The organism is Cellulosimicrobium sp. BMG9.23, from assembly GCF_059159985.1.
Genome location: NZ_JBZGBZ010000005.1, coordinates 410033 through 432218, shown reverse-complemented (window position 1 = coordinate 432218; position 22186 = coordinate 410033). Strand labels below are relative to the sequence as shown.

The window sequence follows — 22186 nt, the reverse complement described above, 5'->3', positions numbered from 1 at the left end:
TGCCCCGACGACGCTAGGAACGCCGCATGGCGCCCGCACGACGTGCGGGCCAATACCGGGCGTCGGTCCGGTGACGGTCGGGCGGGTCGGCTCCCCGGGCGGACGACCGCCGGAGGAGGTGCCGGACGCCGCGCCACGCATGGCGGGCGGATCGGCCGGTGGGTGCCGCGACCCGCGCGACCGGCTCGCCCCGTGGGCGATCGCCGGTCCGCGCGTGCAGGCGACGTTCCACCCGTCGGACGGCGCGCTGCACGTCGGGCGCACCGAACTGGGCGTCATCGGCAGCGCCCGTGCCGGCGCTGGTGAGGGGCGCGGTCGCCCGCCGAGAGGTGAGTTCCGGCCCCGGAGATGCCCGAATCAGGGGCGGAAGGTCACTTCTCGGCGGGGGCCAGCGACGCCGAGCGGGCGGCGACCACGGTGGCGTCGACCGGGACGCCGCCCGCGGGCAGCGGTGCGGGGCGTGCCGCGACCGAGCCGTGGCCCGCGACGTCGACGCCGACCGAGACGGCGCGCGCGGTGCCGTCGGTCACCTCGACCGTCGAGACGGACGCGTTCGGCAGCGCGGCGAGGCACGTCGGGTCGAGCGTCGCGAGGTAGGCGCCCAGCGTCAGCCCGTGCCCGACGACGAGCACGTCCCGGTCCTGCGTCGCACCCGGGCGGGCGGCGTCGTCGTGCGCGGCGACGATGCGGTCGAACACCGCGGCGACGCGGCCCATGAACTCGGCGCCCGGCTCGCCGCCGCCGACCCCCGGGTGGGTGCCCGCGAGCACCGCCGGGACGAGCTCGGACCACGGCTCGACCGCGTCGAGCTCGTGCTCCGGACGGCGCTCGAACGAGCCGAACGACAGCTCGCGCAGGTCGTGGTCGACCGTCATCGGCAGGTCGGGGTGGTGCCGGAGGATCTCCATCGCCGTGAGGACGGCGCGGCCCTGCGGCGAGGAGTACGCGGCGTGGAAGTCGTGGCGCGCGAGGCGCTGCGCCGTGACGCGCACGCCGGCGCGGCCGGTGCGCGTGAGGGGGGAGTCGCACGCGCCCTGGAGGTGGCGACGTGCGTTGAGGACGGTCTGCCCGTGGCGGACGAGCGTGAGCGTGAGGGTCATCGTCGGTGTGCCCTTCCGGTGGTTCCCGGTGTCGCGGTCGTCCGCGACGCTAACCGCCCGAGGTGACCGGGCGGCGTCGGGCAGGGGTCCGGGAGGCGTCAGGCAGGGGTCCGCTCGGTGACGGGGCGCTCCTCGCGTGCCGTGCCCGCGTCGCGCTGCTCCGCCGACCGGTCCCCGTCTGCACGGTGGTTCCCGTCCGCCCGCTCGTCCCGGGCACCCGGCCCGGGAGTCGCGGTCCCCTCCGCGGCCACGGGCGACGGTGCGGGCCAGGGGTCCTCGACAGGTGACGTCTCCGGCACGACCGTCCCCGCGTGCCGGTGGACCAGGACGGTCAGGACCGCCACGACCCAGCCGAGCCCGATGCCCCAGGCCAGGGCGTCCTGCACCGGGGGCAGCACCTGGTTGAGGTCGGGGCCGCTCAGCGACCCGAACACCTCGAGCCGGTGCGCCACCTCGCGCACCGCGGCAGCGGTCGCCGCCGCGGCGACGCACGCGAACCACACCGCGAGCCCCAGCGCGACGCGGCCCGTCGCGGGCGGCAGCCGCCGCGTCGCGAGCGCCGCGAGCACGCCGACGACGAGTGCGACGACCGCGACCAGCCCCAGCTCGACCGGCTGGTCGAGGAGGTCCTGCGGGCTCTCGCCCCAGCGCATCGCGGGCGGCGGGACACGACCCCCGAGCGGGCGCACGACGTCGTCCGCCCACGACGTCGTGGCCAGCACCTGGCGCACGAGACCGGCGCCCGCCCACACGGCGACCGCCGACACGACGGCCGTCAGCACCGCGGGCAGGATCCGCACGTGCGGCAGCGCGCGGGCGTGCCGGGACCCTGCCGGGTCGTCGCGCCGGTCGGTGAGCGCGAGCGTCACGACGACGGCGAGGCCCACCACCCAGCCGTTCACCAGGCCCCAGTACCCGTCGACGAGCGCACCGAGGAGCCCTGACGTCCGCTCCTCCGTCCACGGCAGCGTCATCCCCGAGAACCAGCGCGCCGTCCCCGCGCCCACGGCCGCCGCCACCACCGTGAACCACACCGCGAGGAACGCCGCCCAGCGGCCCGTCCACAGCGGCAGACGCCGCACCGCGAGGAACGTGCCGAGCGCGGCGACTGCGCCCGCGAGCACCGCGGTGAGGACGGCGCTCCCGGTGAGCGGCTCGCCGCCGAGCACGAGGCCGGTCGGGTGCGGCAGGACGGTCCGGACGACCGCGCTGTGCACGAGGTAGGTGGCGTTCGCGTGCACCCAGTCCGCGGCCTGGCCCGTCAGCAGCCACAGCAGCGCGGTGAGCAGTCCGGCGACGACGACGGGTGGGGCGGTCCTCGATGACGGCATCCTGCGAGGGTAGTGGCACCCGGGTGCCGCAGGACAGGAGCCGAGCCCTCGCTGCCGACCACGACCACGCCTGGCCCCTGCGCGACGCGTCCCGGCCCGACGATCAGTTTGCGTCCGACCCCACGTCTACCGTCCATGAGCGCCGGACCCGCCCGCGCAGGGTGGCCGGGCCGGCACGACCGACGACGCGGAGGCTGTCATGAGCGAGCGCACCACCCACACCCTGGACGTGCCCGGTGCCGTCCTCACCTACGACGTGATCGAGCCCAGCACCCCGAGCGACGAGCCGCCGCTCGTCGTCATGGGTTCGCCGATGGCGGCGTCGGGCTTCACGCAGCTCGCCGAGCTGTTCGACGACCGCACGGTCGTCCTCTACGACCCGCGCGGCGCGGAGCGCAGCACCCTCGCGCCCGACGGCGAGGTGACGATGCCGCTGCACGCGGACGACCTGCACCGGATCGTCGAGGCGCTCGGCATCGGCCCGGTCGACGTGTTCGGGTCGAGCGGCGGAGGGATCGTCGGGCTGTCGTGGATCGAGCAGCACCCGGAGGACCTGCGCACCTTCGTCGCGCACGAGCCGCCGCTCACGGCTCCGCTCGAGGACCGCGAGATCGCCGACGCGGCCGAGCTCGACATCGTCGCGACCTACCACCGCGAGGGGTACGGCCCGGCGATGGCGAAGTTCATCGCGCTCGTCAGCCACGTCGGCCCGCTCCCGGCCGACTACCTCGACCGCCCCGCGCCCGACCCGGCGATGTTCGGGATGCCGACGGAGGACGACGGCTCCCGTGACGACGTCCTGCTGTCCGGGAACCTCGCGGCCCAGCCGCTGTACGCCCCCGACGTCGAGGCGCTGCGGTCGTCCGGGGTGCGGATCGTCCCCGCGATCAGCGCGGACGGCGAGGGGACGCTCGCATGGCGCGGTGGGGTCGCCGTCGCCGGGCTGCTCGGCGTCGAGGCCGTGACGTTCCCCGGCGACCACGGCGGCTTCATGGTCAGCGAGTGGTCGCCGCACAACGACCCCGCGGCGTTCGCGAAGACCCTGCGCGAGGTGCTCGCGGGCTGACGCGGGTCACGAGATCGGCAGATCGGCGTGAGACCGGTCCTCTGAAGGACCGGCCTCATGCCCTTCTGCCGATCTCACGTCTCTCTGGCAGTCTCATGGTTCCGTCGTCCCGTGGACCGGGCGCGAGAAGGCGAGGACGATCCCCAGCCCTGGGCGCGCGGCGAGGAGCGCCCGGTCGGCGGGGTGGTCCAGGAGGTGGCGCAGCACGAGGGCGACGGCTTCGGCGTCCACGAGGCCGACGGCGCCCAGGTCCGGCACGGCACCGGGCAGGCGCGCCTGCAGGAGGTCCTCGCCCTCGGCCAGGACGATGTGGGCCCCTGCGCGCAGGTCCACGGCCAGCGCGGGACGACGCTCTCCCGCCACGACCCGCACGTCCGCGACGTCGTCCCAGCGCACGACGACGCGGGTCGTCTCCGTGCGGCCTGTCGGCAGCTCGACGGTGTCAGGCCGCAGGACGACCGCCCGGCGCAGCGGGGCGCGCACGTACAGACCCAGCCCCCCCCGCGAACCCGAGCGCACCGACAGCTGCCAGGAAGGCGGCGAGCCCTTCCTCGGCGCGCAGCATGAGCACGGCGAACCACACGCAGCCGCCGAGCAGCGCGACGAGGATCAGCAGCACAGCGAGGAAGTCCATGAGCGGGCGGAGGCGCTCGCGGCCGCGGACGCCGCCCCGCACGCGCGTCCAGACCATCGTGGGGCGGCGCGCGACGGCGGGGCGAGGGCGGTTCACGCGCTCAGTGTCCCGGATCGGCGGACCGGGTGGCTCCCGGACCGCCGGATCGTGACGTCACGATCCGGCAGAGGCAGAGGCAGAGGCAGAGGCAGAGGCAGAGGCAGTGGTCCCGGGCCCGGGCCCGGGCTCGTGGGCGGTGAGGGCGCGGGTCAGCGGACGCTGACGCCTGCCTCTCGGAGCGCGTCGAGCATCGCGTCGAGGCCGAACGCGTCGACGGGACCCAGCGCGCCGATGTCACGCACGCGCCCCTCGGCGGCGCGGAGCGCGCCCCACGCGAGGAACGTGGCCGTGAGGTCGTAGGGGTCGGGGCCGTCGAGGCGGACGCGGTGCAGCAGCGCGCCGTCGGCGCCGCGGGCGTCGGCGAGGACGTGGCTGCGCGACCGTGCGCGTCGGGCGGCGTCGGGGCCGCCGGACGAGCCGGACGACCTCGCCTCGACGCCCCGGCGCACGAGGCGGCCCACGCCCGGGACGTGCAGCACTCCGTCGAGGACCGCCGTCGCCGCGGGCACGAGCCGCAGGGCGGGTCTCCTCGCCCCGATGACGACGTCCAGGTCACGCAGTCCCGGCGCCAGGCCCGGCAGCGTGAACGGCTCGGTGCCGCCCGCCGAGATGCCGCGGACGCGTCGCCCGCCGCCGAGGTCGAACGTCACGACGTGCGCGCCGACCCGCTCGGCCTGCAGGCGCCCGCTCCGGAAGGCGTACGACGGCTGCAGCACGACCAGCGCGGCGCTCGCCCGCGTCCCGCCGCTGATGCCGCCCCCGCCGCTGCCGAAGTAGCCGACGCTCAGCCGGGTCGCGGCGTCGCCCGCCGCGCGGAGCGCGAGCGCCCCGGCGACGTTGCCCGGCACCCAGTCGTGGCCGAACGCGGTGAGGAGCGCGGTGCCCGCCGCACGCGCTCGCGGACCGTACCGCTCGACGACGTCCCGGATGAACGCAGGCTCGCCCGTCGAGTCGAGGTAGACGGCGCCCGCGTCGATCGCGGCCTCGACCGCCGCCGCGCCGTGGCGCACGAACGGGCCGACCGTCGACACGAGCACGTCGCCGCGCCCGACGAGCGCGCGCACGCTGGCAGGGTCGTCGGCGTCGGCGACGGCCGTCTCGAGCCGGGGACCGGACCGAGCGCTGCCCGACCACGCGCCGTCGGACCACGCGGTCGCGCCCGCCAGGTCGTCGGCGAGCGACGCCAGCCTGTTGCGCGACCGCCCCGCGAGCAGCGGCCGCGCCCCGCGCCGCACGAGCTCGTGCGCGACGAGCGTCCCGGTGTACCCCGTGGCGCCGAGCAGGACGATACGTCGCATCCGGTGAGCCTACGAGCGCGGCGGCGTCCTCGCGCGCGCCCGGAAGCCTGCGCGGGTGGCATCGCTCCCACATGCTGAGCGCTCTGTCGATCGACAGGGGACTTTTGCATGTTGACGGCAAAACTTCCGTACATCTGTTGACACCGCTGTCTGCGTGGGGTGAGATGAATCGAAGCTGCCCCTGGAATCCACCGGGGGATCCGGACATCTGGCGCTGGGGAAGCCGGACGTCCGGACCGACCGCCGGCTCGCACGCACCGCGGCGTGCACCGGCTCGGCCCTCGCCGGCCCTGGACCTCCTCGCGCGCCGGGTACCTGCCCACCGCGAGACGAGCCCCGCCCGTCCGACAACCTCATCACGCCTCCGACGTACCTCCTGCGCGGGAACGACCCCGCGCGCTCAGCCGTGCCCTCGCGGCCCGGGCCTCGGCCCGTGACCGCTCGATCGAAAGACGTGGCACCGATCGCCGCGGCGCGCCGACGCGCCGGGTCGACTCGGCATGCCCGCGTCCGGAAGGAGAACCATGTCCGCACCGACGACAGACGGTGAGTCCCCCACGAAGCCGCTGTCCCGACGCTCGTTGCTCATCGGTGCCGGCGTCGTCGCCGCCAGCCCCGCCGCGGCGCTCGTGCTGGGCTCGGGAGGCAGCGTCGTCGCCGCCACCCCGGCGGCTGCCGCGCCCGCGGCCACCGCCGTGAGCGGCACGGTCCGCAAGATCACGATGTACGCCGAGCGCATCGACGCGAAGACCGTCGGCTACGGGCTCGAGCCCGGGAAGGCCACGGTGCCCGGCCCGATCCTCGAGATGTGGGAGGGCGAGACGCTGGAGATCACGCTGGTCAACACGACCGACCAGCGCCTGTCGATCCACCCCCACGGCGTCAACTACGACGTCAACAGCGACGGCAGCCCGTTCAACGACTCGTTCAACGAGCCGGGCGAGACCCGGACGTACGTGTGGTCCACGGTGCCCATGCGGCGCGACCGCGGCATCTGGATGCCCGGCAGCGCGGGCTACTGGCACTACCACGACCACGCGTGGGGAGAGCACGGGACGCCGGGCATCGCCGCCGGCCTCTACGGCGCGCTCGTCGTGCGCCGGATCGGGGACGTGCTGCCCGAGAAGCAGTTCACCGTCGTGTTCAACGACATGCTCATCAACAACAAGGCCGCGCCGAACACGCCGATGTTCGAGGCGAACCTCGGCGAGCGCGTCGAGTTCATCTGCATCGGGCACGGCAACACGTTCCACACCTTCCACCTGCACGCGCACCGCTGGGCGAACAACCGCACCGGGCTGCTCTCCGGTCGCGAGGACGTGAGCCAGGTCGTGGACAACCGCGACCTCAACCCCGGCGACGCGTTCGGGTTCCAGGTCGTGGCCGGGCTGGGGGTCGGGGCCGGGGCGTGGATGTACCACTGCCACGTCCAGTTCCACGCCGACGGCGGCATGGCCGGCATCTTCCTCGTGCGCAACGCCGACGGCAGCATGCCGGCCGGCGCGCAGGAGTCGATCGACCGCTTCCACGCCCACGGCGCCCACACGACGTCGGGCACGTCCGGCGGGACGACGGCGACCCCGGACGCCGGCGCGGACGCCACCCACGCGGACCACGGCGTCGCGGGCCTGCCGCCGCTGGCGGTGCACACCGACCACTGACCCGTCCCACCACGAGCCGTTCCACCGATCGGCGCCCGGTCCCGTCCGGGTGCACCGCACCGATGACGAAGGAGTTGGAGAGTGCTATCCAGACGTGCAACGTCCCCCACCACGAGAGGGCGCTCCCGACCGGGAGCGCTCCGCTCGGTCGCCGTGGGTCTGACGAGCGTCGCGCTCGTCGCGAGCGCGGCCGTGATCCCTGCGTCCGCCCAGTCCGGCCTGACCACAGGCACCACCCCGACGGCGGCCCAGCCCGCCGCCGTGAAGACGGCGACCGCCGCCGAGCCCGTCCGGGTCCTCGTGTTCCACGGCGCCCCGGACGCCCAGGACGACCCCGTCGTCGAGGCGACGCAAGCCCTCTCGCAGCTCGGAGCCGCGAACGGGTTCGCCGTCGAGGCGTCGTCCGACCCGGCGGTCTTCACCGAGGCCGCGCTGAGCGACTACCGCGGCGTCGTCATGCTGTCCGCGGAGGGCATCGAGCTGAGCGCCGCCCAGGAAGCGGCGCTCCAGGCCTACGTGAACGGCGGCGGAGGCTTCCTCGGCGTCCGTGACGCGGCGCGCGCCCAGGAGGCGTCGCAGTGGTTCACGGGCCTCGTCGGCGCCCGGATCGCCGGCGCGCAGCCGGACGCCGCGGACGTCGCCGAGGTCTCCGCGACCGCGGAGAACCCGCCGAACGAGGACGCACCGAACCTCGTCGACGGCGACCCCGGCACCAAGTGGCTCGCGTTCGCACCCACCGCGACCATCACGATGCGGCTCGAGGAGCCGCTCGAGCTCGCGCAGTACACGCTCATCTCGGCCAACGACTCCGCAGGCCGCGACCCGCAGAGCTGGACGCTGCAGGGCTCGACGGACGGCGAGACGTGGGTCGACGTCGACGAGCGCAGCGGCGAGGACTTCCCGCAGCGCTTCCAGCCGCGCGACTTCGAGGTCGAGAGCGACGCCGCGTACGAGTGGTACCGGCTCGACATCACGCAGAACGCGGGCGAGGGCCTCACGCAGCTCGCCGAGATCTCGCTGTTCGACGACGAGGCGGTGAACCAGCCGGAGCCCGAGCTGCCGGTCGAGACGCGCACCGTCGACCTCGTCGACCGTCAGCACCCCGCGACGGCGGAGCTGCCGCTCACGTGGGAGCGCGACGACAAGTGGCTCGACTGGGCCGACAGCCCGACCGGCCAGGTGCACACCGTCGCGCAGGTCGAGCCGGGCCCCGACGCCGGGCCGACGACGAACCCGTTCCACCCCGTGTCCTGGTGCCGTGACTACGACGGCGGCCGTTCGTTCTACACCGGCATGGGCGGCACGCCCGAGAGCTGGGCGGACGAGTCCTTCCGCACGCACCTGCTCGGCGCGCTGCAGTGGACGACCGGTGTCGTGCGTGGCGACTGCCAGGCGACCATCGCGTCCAACTACACGGCCGAGCGTCTGTCCGAGGTGAACACGCCCGGCACGCTGGACCAGAACGGCGAGCAGCACGGCCTGACGGTCGCGCCCGACGGCACGGTCTTCTACATCGGTCGTGGCGCGTGCGCGACCGGCCCGATCGTCCCGTGGAGCGACCCGAACGTGGGCCTCGGCTGCGGCACGATCCACCAGTGGGACCCGGAGTCGGGTGAGGCGAAGCTGCTCACGACGCTCGACGTCATGGGCAACCGCGGCAGCGGCGACGAGCTCGTGAAGAACGAGGAGGGCCTGCTCGGCATCGTGCCCGACCCGGACTTCGCGAACAACCACTACCTGTACGTGTACTGGATGCCGCACGAGAACATCGACCGTGAGCGTCGCGTCGGCTACCGCACGGTCTCGCGGTTCACGTACGACCCGGCGACGCCGACGATCGACCAGAGCACGCGCGTCGACCTGCTCGAGTGGGAGACGCAGATCCACAGCTGCTGCCACGCGGGCGGCGGCATGGCGTTCGACGACGAGGGCAACCTCTACATCGGCTCGGGCGACAACAACTCGTCCGGCGGCTCGAACGGGTACTCCGGCAACAACTGGACGCAGGAGTACGCGGGCATCAGCTTCCAGGACGCCCGCCGCACCTCGGGCAACACGAACGACCTCAACGGCAAGATCCTGCGGATCCACCCGGAGCCCGACGGCACGTACACGATCCCGGAGGACAACCTGTTCCCGGTGGGCGAGTACCCCGCGGACAAGACGCGCCCCGAGATCTACGTCATGGGCGTGCGCAACATCTCGCGCCTGCAGATCGACCCCGACACCGACTGGCTGACCGCCGCCTGGGTCGGGCCGGACGCCGGCAGCCCGAACCCAGAGCTCGGCCCGGCCAAGTACGAGACCGCGACGATCATCACGTCCGCGGGCAACCAGGGCTGGCCGTACTGCATGGGCAACAAGCAGCCGTACCGTGACCGGAGCAACGAGGACGCGAGCGTCCTCACCGGCTGGTACGACTGCGACAACCCGAAGAACACGTCGCCGCGCAACACCGGCCTCGTGGACCTCCCGCCCGTGCGGAACAACATGATCTGGTACTCGCCCTCGGGCGGCGGGCCGGTCTTCCCGGACCGCGGCAACGGCATCCCGACGTACGAGGACGAGGACGCGACCTACACCATCCCGTGGCTGCGGGGTGGCGGCCAGGCCGTCATGTCCGGTCCCACCTTCCGGCAGTCGCAGGTCGACCCGGAGTCCGACGTCGCGTGGCCGTCGTACTGGGAGGGCAAGTGGTTCATCGGCGACCAGTCGAACTCGAACAACCGCGTCGCGGTGACGGTCGACCCGGAGACCGTGGACGAGGCCGGTGCTCCTGTCTTCATGGAGGACCTGCGCCAGATCATCCCGGGCGGTCGCGGTGACGGGCTGCTGCAGAGCTGGATGGACGCGAAGTTCGGTCCGGACGGCGCGCTGTACATGGTCGACTACGCGGGCGGCTTCTTCAGCCTCGACCCGAACCAGAAGCTCATGCGGATCACGTACCAGGGCGGGGCTCCGACCCCGGCTCCGGCCGCGTCCGCGGCGAGCATCCAGGGCGACCCGCTCACGGTCTCCTTCACCGGCGCCCGCTCCGGCGGCGTGTCCTACCAGTGGGACTTCGGCGACGGCGCGACGTCGACCAAGGCGAACCCGACGCACACCTACCCCCGGGTGGGCGAGTACGAGGCGACGCTGACGGTCACCTACGCCGACGGGAGCACGGAGACGGTCACGGCCGACGCCAGCACCACGTGCACCCTGCCGGACGACCGCGCGACGGTCTTCTTCGGCGAGGTCGACTCGGGAGTCGAGAACCTCGACCTCGGCGGCTGCACGATGAACGACCTGTTCCAGGACGAGAAGGAGTGGGACACCCACCAGAAGTTCCTGCGCCACGTGCGGGCCGTCGCGAAGAGCCTCTTCGACGACAGCCGCATCACGGGCTCGGAGCGCAACGCGCTGGTGAACGCGGCCGCACGGTCGCAGATCGGCGTCGAGCCGGGCGGGTACCGGACGATCTTCGACGGCACCCAGGACTCGCTGTTCGACTGGAAGCAGGCGCCCGGCGGCAGGTTCGTGCTGCAGCCCGACGGGTCGCTCCGCTCGCAGGGCGGGCTCGGCATGCTCTGGTACGCGGGCGAGGAGCTCGGGGACTTCTCCGTGAAGCTCCTGTACCGCGACATCTCGCAGGGCAGCACCTTCGCGAACAGCGGCGTCTTCACCCGGTTCCCGAACCCCGACGCACCCGGCGACGCCGAGTGCGCCGAGGGCCAGTCCCCGGCGTGGGTCGCGATCTCGTGCGGTCACGAGATCCAGATCTACGACGGTCCGACGGGCGAGCCGCAGAAGACGGGCTCGGTCTACAACTTCGACCCGCTCGGCCTCGACACCCCGGGGCTGAAGCCGAAGGGCGAGTGGAACGAGTACGAGATCCGGGTGGTCGGCCAGCAGTACACGATCATCCGCAACGGCGAGGTCATCAACGAGTTCGAGAACTCGCCGGGCCAGGAGTCGTCGCGCGCGGGCGACCCGCCGACGGACCTGCGCCAGTTCGAGCGCGGGTTCATCGGGCTCCAGAACCACGGGAACGCGGACCTCATCGAGTTCCGTGACATCCGGGTGGCCGACCTGTAGCACCCGGCCGGGCCGGCGGGGCGACCCCCGCCGGCCCGGCACCGCGCCGCCCGCGCGGCGCAAGGGCTTTCCCGGGGTGCCGCCCCGGGGTTCTTCCGTACGACCGACCTGAACGATCTGCACATCGACGAGGAGTGCACCCCCATGGAACGACACAGCGCGAGAGCGCGCGGCGGACAGCGGCTGGTAGCCGCCGTGGTCGCCGGCCTCACGGCGGCGACGGTCATCTCCGTCGCCCCCGCGACGGCAAGCCCCCTACCCACGACGACCGCGCCGTCGGCCGTGGCACCCGCGGCCACGCCCGCGGCGCCCGACGCCCAGGTCGCGGCCGAGCAGGTGCTCACCTGGACGGCCGGCAACAGCGTCGACGACTACCTGACCTTCCCCGCCACGGCGACGGCCGGCCCGGCGACGATCGTGTTCGAGAACTCGATCGCGACCGGGAACACGTTCGGCATGAGCCACACGCTCACGTTCGACACGTCGACCCCCGGCTACAACCACGACGTGACGCTCGACATCCTCGCGAGCCCGTTCGACGCGAAGGGCGGTCTGCACGAGGCCGAGGTCGTGTTCACGGAGGGCACGTACCGCTACTTCTGCGCGATCCCGGGCCACGGCCAGATGTGGGGCGAGCTCGTCGTCACCGGTGACGGGGGCGGCGACGACACCACCGCGCCGTCGGTCACCGCCACGGTGACGGGTGAGCAGGACGGCGACGGCGCGTACGTCGGCGGCGCCACGGTCACGCTCGCCGCGACCGACGACGGTTCCGGCGTCGCGGGCGTCGAGTACGACCTCGACGGCGCGGGCTGGCAGGCGTACGACGAGCCGTTCGTCGTCGACGCGGTCGGGGCGCACACGCTCCAGTTCCGCGCGACGGACACGGCGGGCAACACGTCCGAGCCCCAGACGGCGGAGTTCACCGTCGTCGAGGGCGACGTCCAGGAGGACACGACGGCCCCGGTCGTCGAGCCGATGGTCATGGGCGAGCAGGACGAGAACGGCGCGTACGTCGGCTCGGCCGGCTACATGCTCCACGCGACCGACGAGACCGGCGGCTCCGGCGTCGCGTCGATCGAGTACGCGGTCGACGGCACGTGGCTGCCGTACACGACGACCGTCCAGTTCACCGAGCCCGGTGACTACGCGGTGCAGTACCGCGCGACGGACGAGGCGGGCAACGTCTCGGAGGTCGGCACGTCGACGTTCACCGTCGTCGCGGACGGCGGCGGTGACGACACGACGGCCCCGACCGTGGCTGCCGAGGTCACGGGCGAGCTCGACGACAACGGCGCGTTCGTCGGGTCGGCGACCGCGACGCTCACCGCGACCGACGACGCGTCCGGCGTCGAGACCGTCGAGTACGACCTCGACGGCGCGGGCTGGGTCGAGTACACCGAGCCGGTCGTCGTCGACGAGCCCGGCGAGCACACGCTCGTCTACCGGGCGACCGACGTCGCGGGCAACGTCTCCGAGGAGACGGTCACCGAGTTCACCGTCGTCGCCGACGGCGGCGAGGACACCACCGCTCCCACGGTGGCGACCGAGCTCAGCGGCACGCAGGACGAGGACGGCGCCTACGTGGGCTCCGCATCCGTCATGGTCACCGCGACCGACGACGGCTCCGGCGTCGCGTCCGTCGAGTACGACCTCGACGGCGCGGGCTGGACCCCGTATACCGAGGCCGTCGTCGTCGACGAGCCCGGTCAGCACACGCTCGCCTACCGCGCGACCGACGAGGCGGGCAACGTCTCCGAGGCCGGCACCGTGACCTTCGCGGTCGTGGCGGGCGACGGGAGCGACACGGTGGCGCCCGAGGTCGACCACCGCGTCTACGGCCAGCAGAACGATGCCGGCGAGTACGTCGGTCCCGCGTTCGTCCGACTGCGCGGGACCGACGCCGGCTCCGGCGTCGCGTCGATCGAGTACCAGGTCGACGGCGGCGAGTGGATGCCGTACTCGAAGCAGATCTCGCTGCGCACCCCGGGTGAGCACACGATCACGTACCGCGCGACGGACGTCGCCGGCAACGTGTCGGCACCGCAGAGCGTCGTCGTCGACGTCGAGGGCGAGGACCCGGACCCCGGCGGTCCGGAGGTCACCGCGGGCATCGGCGGCAGCCGCAACCGCGACGGCGCGTTCGTCGGTCGCGCGACCGTGACGCTCACGGCCGTCGACGAGGAGTCGGGCGTCGACCGCACCGAGTTCCAGGTCGACGGCGGCACGTGGCAGCGCTACGCCGCACCGTTCGTCGTCGCGGCGGACGGCGAGCACGTCGTGCGCTACCGGGCGGTCAACGGCGCCGGCGAGACGTCGCAGACGGGCGAGGTGACGTTCACCGTCGTCCAGCTGCTGCGCGACCGCTGCCAGGGCTCGGACGTGCGGCCGACCGTCATCATCGACGGCAACGACAGCACGGTCGGCAACTTCGACGACGGCGAGGGCTGCACCGTCAACGACCACATCGCCGAGGACGGCGAGTACCCGACGCACCGCGAGTTCGTCCGCCACGTGCGCGAGGTGACGGCCGAGCTCGTGGACGCCGGAGTGCTCATCGGCGCCGAGCGGCAGTTGATCATCGCTGCGGCAGAGCTGTCGAACATCGGTCGCTGAGGCGCTGACGCGACACAGCACGGAACAGCGGGCCGCGCTCCCTCGGGGGCGCGGCCCGCTGCTGTGCCTGCCGCAGCGCCCAGGCCGGGGGCCGTCCGCCGAGCACGGGCTTGGCCACCGTTCTGCGGCACATTCGGTGGGTAGCCCCGTGATCGGCGGTGACTGATCGCGTGCTCGGCGGAAGAGGTGGCACCGAGTTGCGGCGTGTCGGTGGCGTCCGGTAGACATCTCCCCAGGTCCAGAGCGACCGGCGATACGCCCTCCGCGTGCCGGTCCGGCAACCGCGCCCCTCGCGCACGGTGCCCCAGGAGGAAGACCGGCCCTGGCCGACCGGCCGCGGGAAGAGCGAGGTCGTCGTCCCTCTCGGTCGCACCGCCGTGCGTCCGACCCGACGACGGCCCTGGACGAAGGGCCTCACCGATGTCCGTCACCACCACCCACTGGGTCCGCACCGACGACGCGTGCCGCGTCCTCCTCAGCGCCGACGCGCGGCTCCTGTGCCCCGTCCACACCGGCGTCCCCCGCCCGACGCCGTCCCGCGAGTGCGGCGTGCGTGGCGGGCTGACCCTGTGCCGCGTCTGCCTGCGGGGGCGCTCGTACTTCCGCGGCACGTTCCGGGTGCAGCGCTCGGTGTGCGACGAGTGCCTCGCCGTCGACGGCAGCATCACCTCGGCGCTGGGGGTGCCGTCCCTCGCTCCGCGCCACCAGGACGACCCCGGGAACACCCGCATGGGCGCCTACGTCACGCTCGTCTTCCCCGAGCGTTGGCGCCTTGCCCGTGCCTCGGGGCTTCCCGTCCTGCGGCTCGACCCGAACGCGCCCTACTGGGGGCAGCGGACCGTGCAGGACGGCGTCATCGAGGACGCGATGTTCTCGCGCCCCGAGCGCGTCTTCACCTGGCACGACGACTGGGTCGCGCACGGCACCTTCGACGACGCCGCCCGCCGCGAGGCCTACCTCGCGTGGGCCCGCGCGGTCCACCCGGCGAGCGCCGTCGCGACGGCGGTCGCGGGTGAAATCCGATGACCGCGGCGACGATCGTGCCCGGCGCGCGTGACGTCGACAGCCACGTGCGGTACGAACGGGTCATGCCGCGCGCGTACCCGTCCGACCCGACGTTCCCCGACGACGGCGGGGCCGAGCGTGCCGTGTGGGAGGCGCTCGTCGACCAGCTGCCCGACGACGTGGTCGTCGTCCACGGGCTGCACCTCCAGGAGGACGAGCACGAGTACGAGATCGACGTGCTCGTCGTCTGGCCCGGAGTCGGGATCGCGGCGATCGAGGTGAAGGGCGGGTACGTCGACCGGGTCGACGGCGCCTGGTACCAGGGCAGCGGCGAGCGGCGGCATCGCATCGAGCCACTGCGGCAGGTGCAGGGCGCGCGGCACGCGCTGCAGGCACTCCTGCGTCGCCGGGGTCTCTGGGCGGGGGAGGCGCGCACGGCGCACCTCGTGGCACTGCCGCACCGGTACGTGCCGGCCGACTGGGCCGCGCTCGACCTGCCACGCGACATGCTCGTCGACCGGGGCGACCTCGAGCGGCCTTACGGCGTGGCGGAGCGCGTCAAGCACGCGATCGAGCGCCACGGCCTGGGCCACGCGCCGCTCGCGGCCGACGACGTCCCGGACCTCGTCGAGTCGCTCGTCGGGGGCTTCCCCAGCCAGGCGGAGCACCTCACGCTCGCGGCGCAGCACGAGACGCGGCTCGAGCAGATGACGCGCGACCAGTCGCGCACACTGGACGCGCTCTCCGGCGTGCGGCGCATGCGCGTCGTGGGCGGTGCCGGGTCGGGGAAGACGTGGCTCGCCCTCGAGCAGGCGCGGCGTCGGGCGCGAGCCGGGGAGCGCGTCGCGCTCCTGTGCTACTCGCGCGGGCTCGGGCGGTACTTCGAGCGCATCGTGGAGCAGTGGCCGGCGCGGGACCGGCCCGCCTACGTCGGCCTGTTCCACGACCTGCCGCTCGAGTGGGGCGCGGAGCCCGGAGCCGACGACGACCCGGACTACTGGGAGCGGCGGCTGCCGCTGGCGCTCGGCGAGCTCGCGGACGGGCGTGGCCCGGGCGAGCTGTTCGACGCGGTCGTGGTCGACGAGGCGCAGGACTTCGGCGACCTGTGGTGGCCGTCGCTGCTGCGCTGCCTGCGCGACCAGGACGCCGGCGGGTTGCACGTCTTCATGGACGATGCGCAGCGCGTCTTCCCCCGCGAGGGTCGCGTGCCGCTCGAGCTCGTGCCCGTGACGCTGCACGAGAACCTGCGCTCGACGAAGCAGATCGCCCAGGTGTTCGGCGCGCTCTCTCCCGAACGCATCACGCCGCGCGGGATGGAGGGGCCGCCCGTCCGGGTCGTCGACGTGCCCGCGACCGACGCGATCGGCGCCGCCGACGATGCCGTGGAGGCCCTGCTCGACGAGGGCTGGGGAATCGGACAGCTCGCGCTGCTCGCGACGGGGCGTCGGCACCCGCAGCAGGTGAACGAGGTCCAGGCCGGCGGGCACGCGGCGTACTGGGACGCGTTCTTCGCCGAGGACGAGGTGTTCTACGGGCACGTCCTTGGGTTCAAGGGCCTCGAGCGGCCCGTCGTCGTGCTCGCGGTGAACGGCGTGCGGGACGAGTCGAGGGCGCGCGAGATGCTCTACACCGGGCTCTCGCGCGCGCGATCGTTGCTCGTCGTCGTAGGCGACCGGTCCTGGATCGAGCGCGTCGGCGGCGAGGCGGTACGTCGGCGGCTCGAGCGGGCGGACGAGTGGGCCCTCGGCTGACCCGGTTGACGCGACTCAGCTGACGGTGGACATCCGCTGCACGACCGACTGGAGCCCGCGCAGGTCCGAGTCGATCTCTGCCAGCGTGGACGTCGGCGGGAGCCGGTACCGGGCGCCGAACATGCACTCGCCGTGCTTGACCGCCTGACGCATGCCGAACCCTTTCCCGAGCCACCGCGGCGCGCCTCGTTCCACGACCTCGGCCTTCCAGCGTGCCTTGTCGCCCGGATCGGGTAGGCCCGGAGCTGTCGTGCGCCACGGCCGCCCGTCGGCAGGCCGCCCCAGCTCGTCGAGGACGGTGGCGCGGAACAGCCGTACGAGGAGGGACCAGTCGAAACGCTCCGACGTCCGGACGTCCTCCTGCCACAGTCCCAACCACACGGTCGGACCCTCGAGCCGATCCCGATACGGCCGTGCCGGGTCTGGACGCCAGCCCTGGGCGGTCAGGGACTCCTCGACTTCGAAGCCGACGACGTAACCCGGCACCGCCGATCGTGTCCGCACGCGAGCCACCCAGGAACCTCCGGCCGTCGATGGCACGAGGTCGTGCTCGAGCTCGGACCAGCGCCCGATCCGCCCCTCCAGCCAGACCGCGCGAGCGCGCAGGTCCAGCTCGAAGCCTGGCGGGTCGTCCCGGACGTCGTTCCACACGGTGTCCGGGCCGACGGACGGCACGAGGGCGGCGATCTGATCGGCCCACGCGCGCGCCGTCGTGCTCACCCACGGATCCGAGCTCTCGCCGTACGCACGTAGCAGGCCCTCCCACGTGCGTGACTCCCATCGCGACCCGCGCGGCAGCGACAAAGGAAATCCCTCCAGGTGAAGGAGCCAGTACCGGTCGGCTCCGGGGAACGCGGCCTCATAGCGCTCCAGCTGTTCCTTGCCGAGACCGGACAGCACCTTCGCCTCGATGACGGCGACGGGACTTCCCGTTTCAGGGCGAGCGACGAGGAGATCGAGTCGATCGGACCGCCGATCCTCTCCGGCGACGCTGACCTCCCGTCGAACCCCGATCTCTCCGTCCGTAGCGAGGAGCGCGAGCAGCGGGGCGGGATCCGTCTCGATGAGCGTCGCGAGAAGGTCGGACCAGCGGTTCTCGTTCGCCGCTGGAACCAAGAACCGGAGCGAAGGTGCTGCCATCTGTCGAGGGTCCCAGCACAGGTCGTGGCTCGCACGGGTACTTCTCCTGCACCGTTGCGCAGCGACCCGGCTCCACAGCTCGCGAGGGGTGCCCGACACCGGGTTCCGGGAATCCGATGGCGGTGGAACTCTGATCTCATGACGACAGTCGCCCAGCTCCGCAAGGCTGCGCTCGCACTGCCCGAGACCGTCGAGAAGCCGCACTTCGGGATGGTCGCGTTCAGGGTGCGCGACATGAGTTTCGCGTCGGTGACGAAGGACGACGTCGTCCAGCTCCACCTCCCCGCCGACGACGTCGAGCGGCTGCTCTCCGAGCACCCCGGTGCGACGCGGCTGACGCGAGGCGACTCCCTGCTCGGGGCCTGCGTTCCGCTCGCCGATGTGAACGGGCAGCAGCTCAACCACTGGGTGCGCCGGGCATGGCTCCACCGGGCGCCGAAGCGCCTCGCGGCGTCGGTCACGGCGGGGGACGCCGTCGAACCCGGACAGGTCGGCGACTTGCCTGCCAGCATCGGCGGGCCGGCCACGCGTGCGCTCGCGGGCGCGGGTCTCACGTCGCTGTCCGACGTCGCGCGACTGAGCGACCCTGAGCTGCTCGCCCTGCACGGGGTCGGGCCCAAGGCCGTGCGGCTGCTGCGGGAGGCGCTCGCGGCGCGCCGACCGTCGCGATAGCATCTCCTATCGGAGGTGGGCGCATGGGCGAGCGGTCTGCGGTCGAGAGAGCGTTCGAGGAGTACCTCGGCGCCTTGTCCGGCAGGGCGGACGCTCTGCGTGCCGAGGCTCGCGAGACCCTGAAGCGCGGCGCGCGCCAGGCGGCGGCGCTGGGGTGGAGCCAGCGACGGATCGCCGGTGCGCTCGGCCGGAGCCAACCGGAGGTCAAGCGGCTCCTCGACCGTTCCACCGGCACCGGCACCGGCACCGGCACCGGCACCGGCACCGGGATCGGAGCAACCGGAGCTGGCGCCGTCGTGCGCGACGAGCGTCCCTCGGCCCTCGACGACGTCCTGCGACGCAGGCGAGACGCCCTGGTCGACGCCGCGGCACGCCACGGCGCGCGGAACGTGCGGGTGTTCGGGTCCGTGGCGTCCGGGACGAACGGCGCCGGGTCGGACGTCGACCTGCTCGTGGACCTGGACGACGGCGTCGGACTGCTGGCACTCGGCGCCCTCCAGGTCGAGCTCGAAGAGATCCTCGGTCGCCCGGTCGACGTGGTGCCGGAACGGTCCCTGCGACCGGCAGTGCGCGCGACGGTCGAAGCGATCCAGTTGTGAACCTTCTCCTCGCGCTTGCCAACATTTCGGCACTACTGCCAAGATGTTGGCACGACGAGGAGGTTGATCGCTCATGGACTGGAGGCACACGACCTCTGCTGTCATCCCTGGTCTCGAGGGGGTGGCCCTCCGCGTGCTCTGGTCCGCAGGGCGCCCATTGACGAGCGGCGATGTCCATCGAGCCGCTCGCCATGCGTCGTACTCGGGCGTTCGTTACGCCCTCGACCGCCTCGTCTCACAAGGCGTGCTGCTGGCCGAACGGATCGGTGGCACGACGGCGTACCGGCCGAACGCGAATCATCTGGCATGGCCGGCCATCGAGGCTGCTCTCGATCGTTTCGATCCGTGGGCCGACCTCGCTCGGAACGCCGAGACACTCGTCCACGACGAGGTGCCCGACGGGTTCCGAACGGCCGTCACCGTCGCGGTCTTCGGATCCGTGGCACGGGGCGAGGCGACACAGGACAGCGATCTGGACCTCGTGCTCGTCGTGCCGGACGATCTGCCGGGCAAGGTCGTCGACGTCCTGGCCGACCGGTTTCGGGTCGAGGGCGAGGTGTGGACCGGGAATGCGGTGCAGGTTTACGCGCTCCGGAACGGCGACCTCGCGGCGGCCGTTCGATCCGACGATCCGATCGTGACGTCCTGGCGCGACGACGCGCGGACATTGGTGGGCCAACCCTTCCGAGACCTCATCGGAGCTGCCGCGTGACGCCGCGGACGCCAGCACGCAGCCAGTCGATGACCGCGGCGGATGTGTCGGTGCGCGCCCAGTCTGCGCGCAAATTCCTCGGTGGCCGAGCTTGTCGCGGACGACGGCGACCGGACCGTCGCCCACGTCTCGGCGTCCCTCGCTGTCCTTGCTGGCATCGCTGCGAGTGATGCCATCTGCGGTGCAGTCTTGGGGCAGCGGCCGCAGGGGCAGGATCACAAGCAGGCAGCGGTGGTCCTCGCCACCGTACGACCCCACGGCAAGGACGCTGCGGCCGCGCTGCGTCGGCTGCTCGACGACAAGAGCAATGCGCAGTACGGGACGAGCTATCTCACGCCCGCACGCATCGACGGCATGCTGCGAGCGGCGCGCAAGCTCGTGAAGATCATGGAGGCGCAGCTTCGGCGCTCTGCGTGAAGGGAAATCTCCGCCTCCGCCTCCGCCTCCGCCTCCGCCTCCGCCTCCGCCTGCGCCTGCTCGAAGGCTCGAGATGCCGCCGAAGCGTCAGTGCTCCGCTGATCCGGCGCCGAATTGGTCCAGCACATCGGCGAACTGGGTCCAGGCGTCGTCCGTGCCGATCCGACGAGCAGTTCTTGCCATGTTCCGGAGCTCGGAGACGAGTGATGCCGCCTCGTCCCCGCGCTCGTCGGCGTACCGGTCGTCGAGGAGGTGAGGAGCGTCGCGCTCGGCGTGCATCGCGACGACGTCCAGGAACACCGTGAGGGCTCGCGCGGCTCGACGGCGCTCGGCCGCCTCGCGGTCGCGTCGCACCTCGTCCAACTCGGAGGCCTCAGGCGCCGGTGCCCCCATCCGGTCGGCGGCGTCCAGGGTGGGGACGACGACGTCGAACCGGCCCTTCCACAGGCGGCTGAACGCTGCGTCGTCGGCGAGGTGGACGACCGTGCCGATCTCCGGCGCGCTCGGGTCACGCTTCTCGATGCTCGCGCGCAGGCCGGCCACCTCGTAGGCGAAGCGCAGCAGGTTGTCGTCGGTCATCGACGCGCCGACGACGAGCAGGTGCTTCGTCATCATCAGCGACTGGACGAGCGACCCGACGGGCTTCCACCGGGTGTCGTAGTGCACGAACGAGCTGCGGGACAGCACGATCGAGCGCGCGTCGTCGACGTCGCCGTGCATCTTGAGCAACCACGGCCGGTCGGTGCTCGTGCGGTCCCACGGGAGCCGGTCGATGACGGTCCGCTGGTGGTCCGACGGGCGGCCGGCCGTCGCGGTGACGGCCTGCTCGTAGAGCTGGTCGTAGTTGGTCGTCGCCGCCTCGCGCACGCGCATGCTCGCGAGGAGAGCATGGGCCAGGCTGGGTCGTGCGGACTCCGTCGCGATGATCTTCGCGACGCGACTGCCCAGTGCCTTCTGCGTGTCCGCCTTGGCGCGCGCGGACCGGTCGGCGAGCGCGACCTGGATGAGCTCCGCCTGCTCGAGCGGACCGAGCTCGCTGATGCGTTCGCGCACGTCGCTGTCGAGGTCGAGCTTCGCGACCAGCTCGGTGAGCAGTCGGTTCCACGACGGGAGTCCCGCGGCGATGCTCACACCGGCCCCGAAGAAGAGGGCGAGGTCACCGTCGGAGGCGTGCCGTCCCAGTTCATGCGCTCGTGTCGTCGTCTCCGGCGGGAGCCCGGTGGGTCGGGCCAGCGCCCGACGGCGGTGCTGCAGCGCCGAGTAGTCCGCCCGGTTCGACGCGACGAGGGCGACGTCGACGCCGAGGTCGCGTGCGACGTCGTGCAGGGTGGTGAGGAGCGCCGAGATGACCTGGCCGCGGCGCAGCCGATGGCCGCCGTAGCCGGTGCCGATGACCGGGAGGGCGACGAGCGGCAGGTCCCGACCCGCCGTCTCGGCAGCGGTGCGGAGACGGTCGGCGGAGTGCTCGACGATCGCGGTGACGGCCCGGCGGGCGGCGTCGCCGACGCCATCCGGCGTGGTGGCGATGGTGTCGAGGAACCAGGCCTCAGGTTGGTGCTTCGCGCCACGGCGGGACGTCCGCGCAGGGAGGGCTGCGCCCTGCCCCCAGCCGCGCGGCTTGACCTGGCTCCAGGTGGTCTCGGGCTCCAGGCCGGCCGCGTCGAGCCACCAGTCCCCGACATGGAAGTCCGTGTCGGTCGGGATGATGACGGCGTCAGCGCTCAGCGCCTCGAGGCGGCCGTTGACGACGAAGAGGTGTCCGGGCGTCATAGGAGTTCCTTGATCAGGATCGCTGGTGGCTGCGCAGTTTTCGTAAACCGGGTTCTAACAACCGTCTTCTGAAAGTGCTCGGAGGGACGCGTGGTCAGCGCGCTCGTTCCGCCAGATTGCGTGGTCTACCGTCCACGGCGTCACGCGTCGCTCAGATGTCGATACCCGAGCTGCGATCGTGCACAGCAAAGGCTTGGCTCCAGCCACGTCGGTCGTGACGGACGTGCTCCTTCGTTCT

The 22186-nt window shown here is 72.8% G+C and carries 17 protein-coding genes and 1 riboswitch; of the genes, 10 read left to right on the top strand and 7 right to left on the bottom strand.

Annotated elements, in window-relative coordinates:
- Positions 1-371: 371 nt before the first annotated feature.
- The gene (locus tag AC4H2G_RS10685; protein WP_494365735.1) at positions 372-1100 is read right to left on the bottom strand and encodes a histidine phosphatase family protein; all 729 of its coding nucleotides are present in this window, start codon (positions 1098-1100) and stop codon (positions 372-374) included.
- Positions 1101-1198: 98 nt separating this feature from the next.
- On the bottom strand, positions 1199-2431 hold the full coding sequence (locus AC4H2G_RS10680) for a hypothetical protein (RefSeq protein ID WP_494365734.1): 1233 nt from the start codon (positions 2429-2431) through the stop codon (positions 1199-1201).
- A 199-nt stretch (positions 2432-2630) separates the two neighbouring features.
- Here AC4H2G_RS10680 and AC4H2G_RS10675 point away from each other — a divergent pair, with 199 nt between their 5' ends.
- A complete protein-coding gene (locus tag AC4H2G_RS10675; RefSeq protein WP_494365733.1) occupies positions 2631-3497 on the top strand; it encodes an alpha/beta fold hydrolase in 867 nt (288 codons plus the stop codon).
- A gap of 93 nt (positions 3498-3590) precedes the next feature.
- Here AC4H2G_RS10675 and AC4H2G_RS10670 read toward each other — a convergent pair whose 3' ends face one another.
- The 3 genes from AC4H2G_RS10670 to AC4H2G_RS10660 form a co-directional block, all read right to left on the bottom strand.
- Positions 3591-3980 (bottom strand): hypothetical protein, encoded by a 390-nt coding sequence (locus AC4H2G_RS10670; RefSeq protein ID WP_494365732.1) that lies wholly within the window; start codon positions 3978-3980, stop codon positions 3591-3593.
- The gene (locus AC4H2G_RS10665; protein ID WP_494365731.1) at positions 3940-4227 is read right to left on the bottom strand and encodes a hypothetical protein; all 288 of its coding nucleotides are present in this window, start codon (positions 4225-4227) and stop codon (positions 3940-3942) included. The genes AC4H2G_RS10670 and AC4H2G_RS10665 overlap by 41 nt, the downstream gene beginning before the upstream one ends.
- 152 nt (positions 4228-4379) lie before the next feature.
- A complete protein-coding gene (locus tag AC4H2G_RS10660) occupies positions 4380-5528 on the bottom strand; it encodes a saccharopine dehydrogenase NADP-binding domain-containing protein (RefSeq protein ID WP_494365730.1) in 1149 nt (382 codons plus the stop codon).
- A gap of 524 nt (positions 5529-6052) precedes the next feature.
- On the opposite strand from AC4H2G_RS10660, the gene AC4H2G_RS10655 reads away from it, so the two are divergent.
- The 5 genes from AC4H2G_RS10655 to AC4H2G_RS10635 all read left to right on the top strand — a co-directional run bounded on the left by AC4H2G_RS10655 (position 6053) and on the right by AC4H2G_RS10635 (position 16638).
- Positions 6053-7189: a multicopper oxidase domain-containing protein gene (locus AC4H2G_RS10655; RefSeq protein WP_494365729.1), complete on the top strand. Its 1137-nt coding sequence runs from the start codon at positions 6053-6055 to the stop codon at positions 7187-7189.
- A gap of 153 nt (positions 7190-7342) precedes the next feature.
- Positions 7343-11266, top strand: coding sequence for a ThuA domain-containing protein (locus AC4H2G_RS10650; protein ID WP_494365728.1), 3924 nt, complete (start codon positions 7343-7345; stop codon positions 11264-11266).
- 144 nt (positions 11267-11410) lie between these two features.
- Positions 11411-13882 (top strand): OmpL47-type beta-barrel domain-containing protein, encoded by a 2472-nt coding sequence (locus AC4H2G_RS10645; protein ID WP_494365727.1) that lies wholly within the window; start codon positions 11411-11413, stop codon positions 13880-13882.
- A 235-nt stretch (positions 13883-14117) separates the two neighbouring features.
- Positions 14118-14234: riboswitch (SAM riboswitch) on the top strand.
- 68 nt (positions 14235-14302) lie between these two features.
- Complete coding sequence (locus AC4H2G_RS10640) at positions 14303-14908, top strand: hypothetical protein (protein ID WP_494365726.1); 606 nt, start codon at positions 14303-14305, stop codon at positions 14906-14908.
- Positions 14905-16638: a nuclease-related domain-containing DEAD/DEAH box helicase gene (locus tag AC4H2G_RS10635; protein ID WP_494365725.1), complete on the top strand. Its 1734-nt coding sequence runs from the start codon at positions 14905-14907 to the stop codon at positions 16636-16638. The genes AC4H2G_RS10640 and AC4H2G_RS10635 overlap by 4 nt, the downstream gene beginning before the upstream one ends.
- A 15-nt stretch (positions 16639-16653) precedes the next feature.
- Here AC4H2G_RS10635 and AC4H2G_RS10630 read toward each other — a convergent pair whose 3' ends face one another.
- Positions 16654-17778 carry a PDDEXK-like family protein gene (locus AC4H2G_RS10630; RefSeq protein WP_494365724.1) on the bottom strand — a complete coding sequence of 375 codons (1125 nt, stop codon included), beginning with the start codon at positions 17776-17778 and terminating at the stop codon, positions 16654-16656.
- 138 nt (positions 17779-17916) lie between these two features.
- On the opposite strand from AC4H2G_RS10630, the gene AC4H2G_RS10625 reads away from it, so the two are divergent.
- The 4 genes from AC4H2G_RS10625 to AC4H2G_RS10610 all read left to right on the top strand — a co-directional run bounded on the left by AC4H2G_RS10625 (position 17917) and on the right by AC4H2G_RS10610 (position 20178).
- A complete protein-coding gene (locus AC4H2G_RS10625) occupies positions 17917-18450 on the top strand; it encodes an MmcQ/YjbR family DNA-binding protein (RefSeq protein WP_494365723.1) in 534 nt (177 codons plus the stop codon).
- A 23-nt stretch (positions 18451-18473) separates the two neighbouring features.
- Entirely contained in the window at positions 18474-19049 is a 576-nt protein-coding gene (locus AC4H2G_RS10620) for a nucleotidyltransferase family protein (protein WP_494365722.1), read from the top strand.
- Positions 19050-19122: 73 nt separating this feature from the next.
- On the top strand, positions 19123-19761 hold the full coding sequence (locus tag AC4H2G_RS10615; RefSeq protein ID WP_494365721.1) for a nucleotidyltransferase domain-containing protein: 639 nt from the start codon (positions 19123-19125) through the stop codon (positions 19759-19761).
- Between the two features lie 231 nt (positions 19762-19992).
- Positions 19993-20178 carry a hypothetical protein gene (locus AC4H2G_RS10610; protein ID WP_494365720.1) on the top strand — a complete coding sequence of 62 codons (186 nt, stop codon included), beginning with the start codon at positions 19993-19995 and terminating at the stop codon, positions 20176-20178.
- Positions 20179-20265: 87 nt separating this feature from the next.
- Here AC4H2G_RS10610 and AC4H2G_RS10605 read toward each other — a convergent pair whose 3' ends face one another.
- Entirely contained in the window at positions 20266-21948 is a 1683-nt protein-coding gene (locus tag AC4H2G_RS10605) for an SIR2 family protein (RefSeq protein ID WP_494365719.1), read from the bottom strand.
- Between the last annotated feature and the right edge of the window lie 238 nt (positions 21949-22186).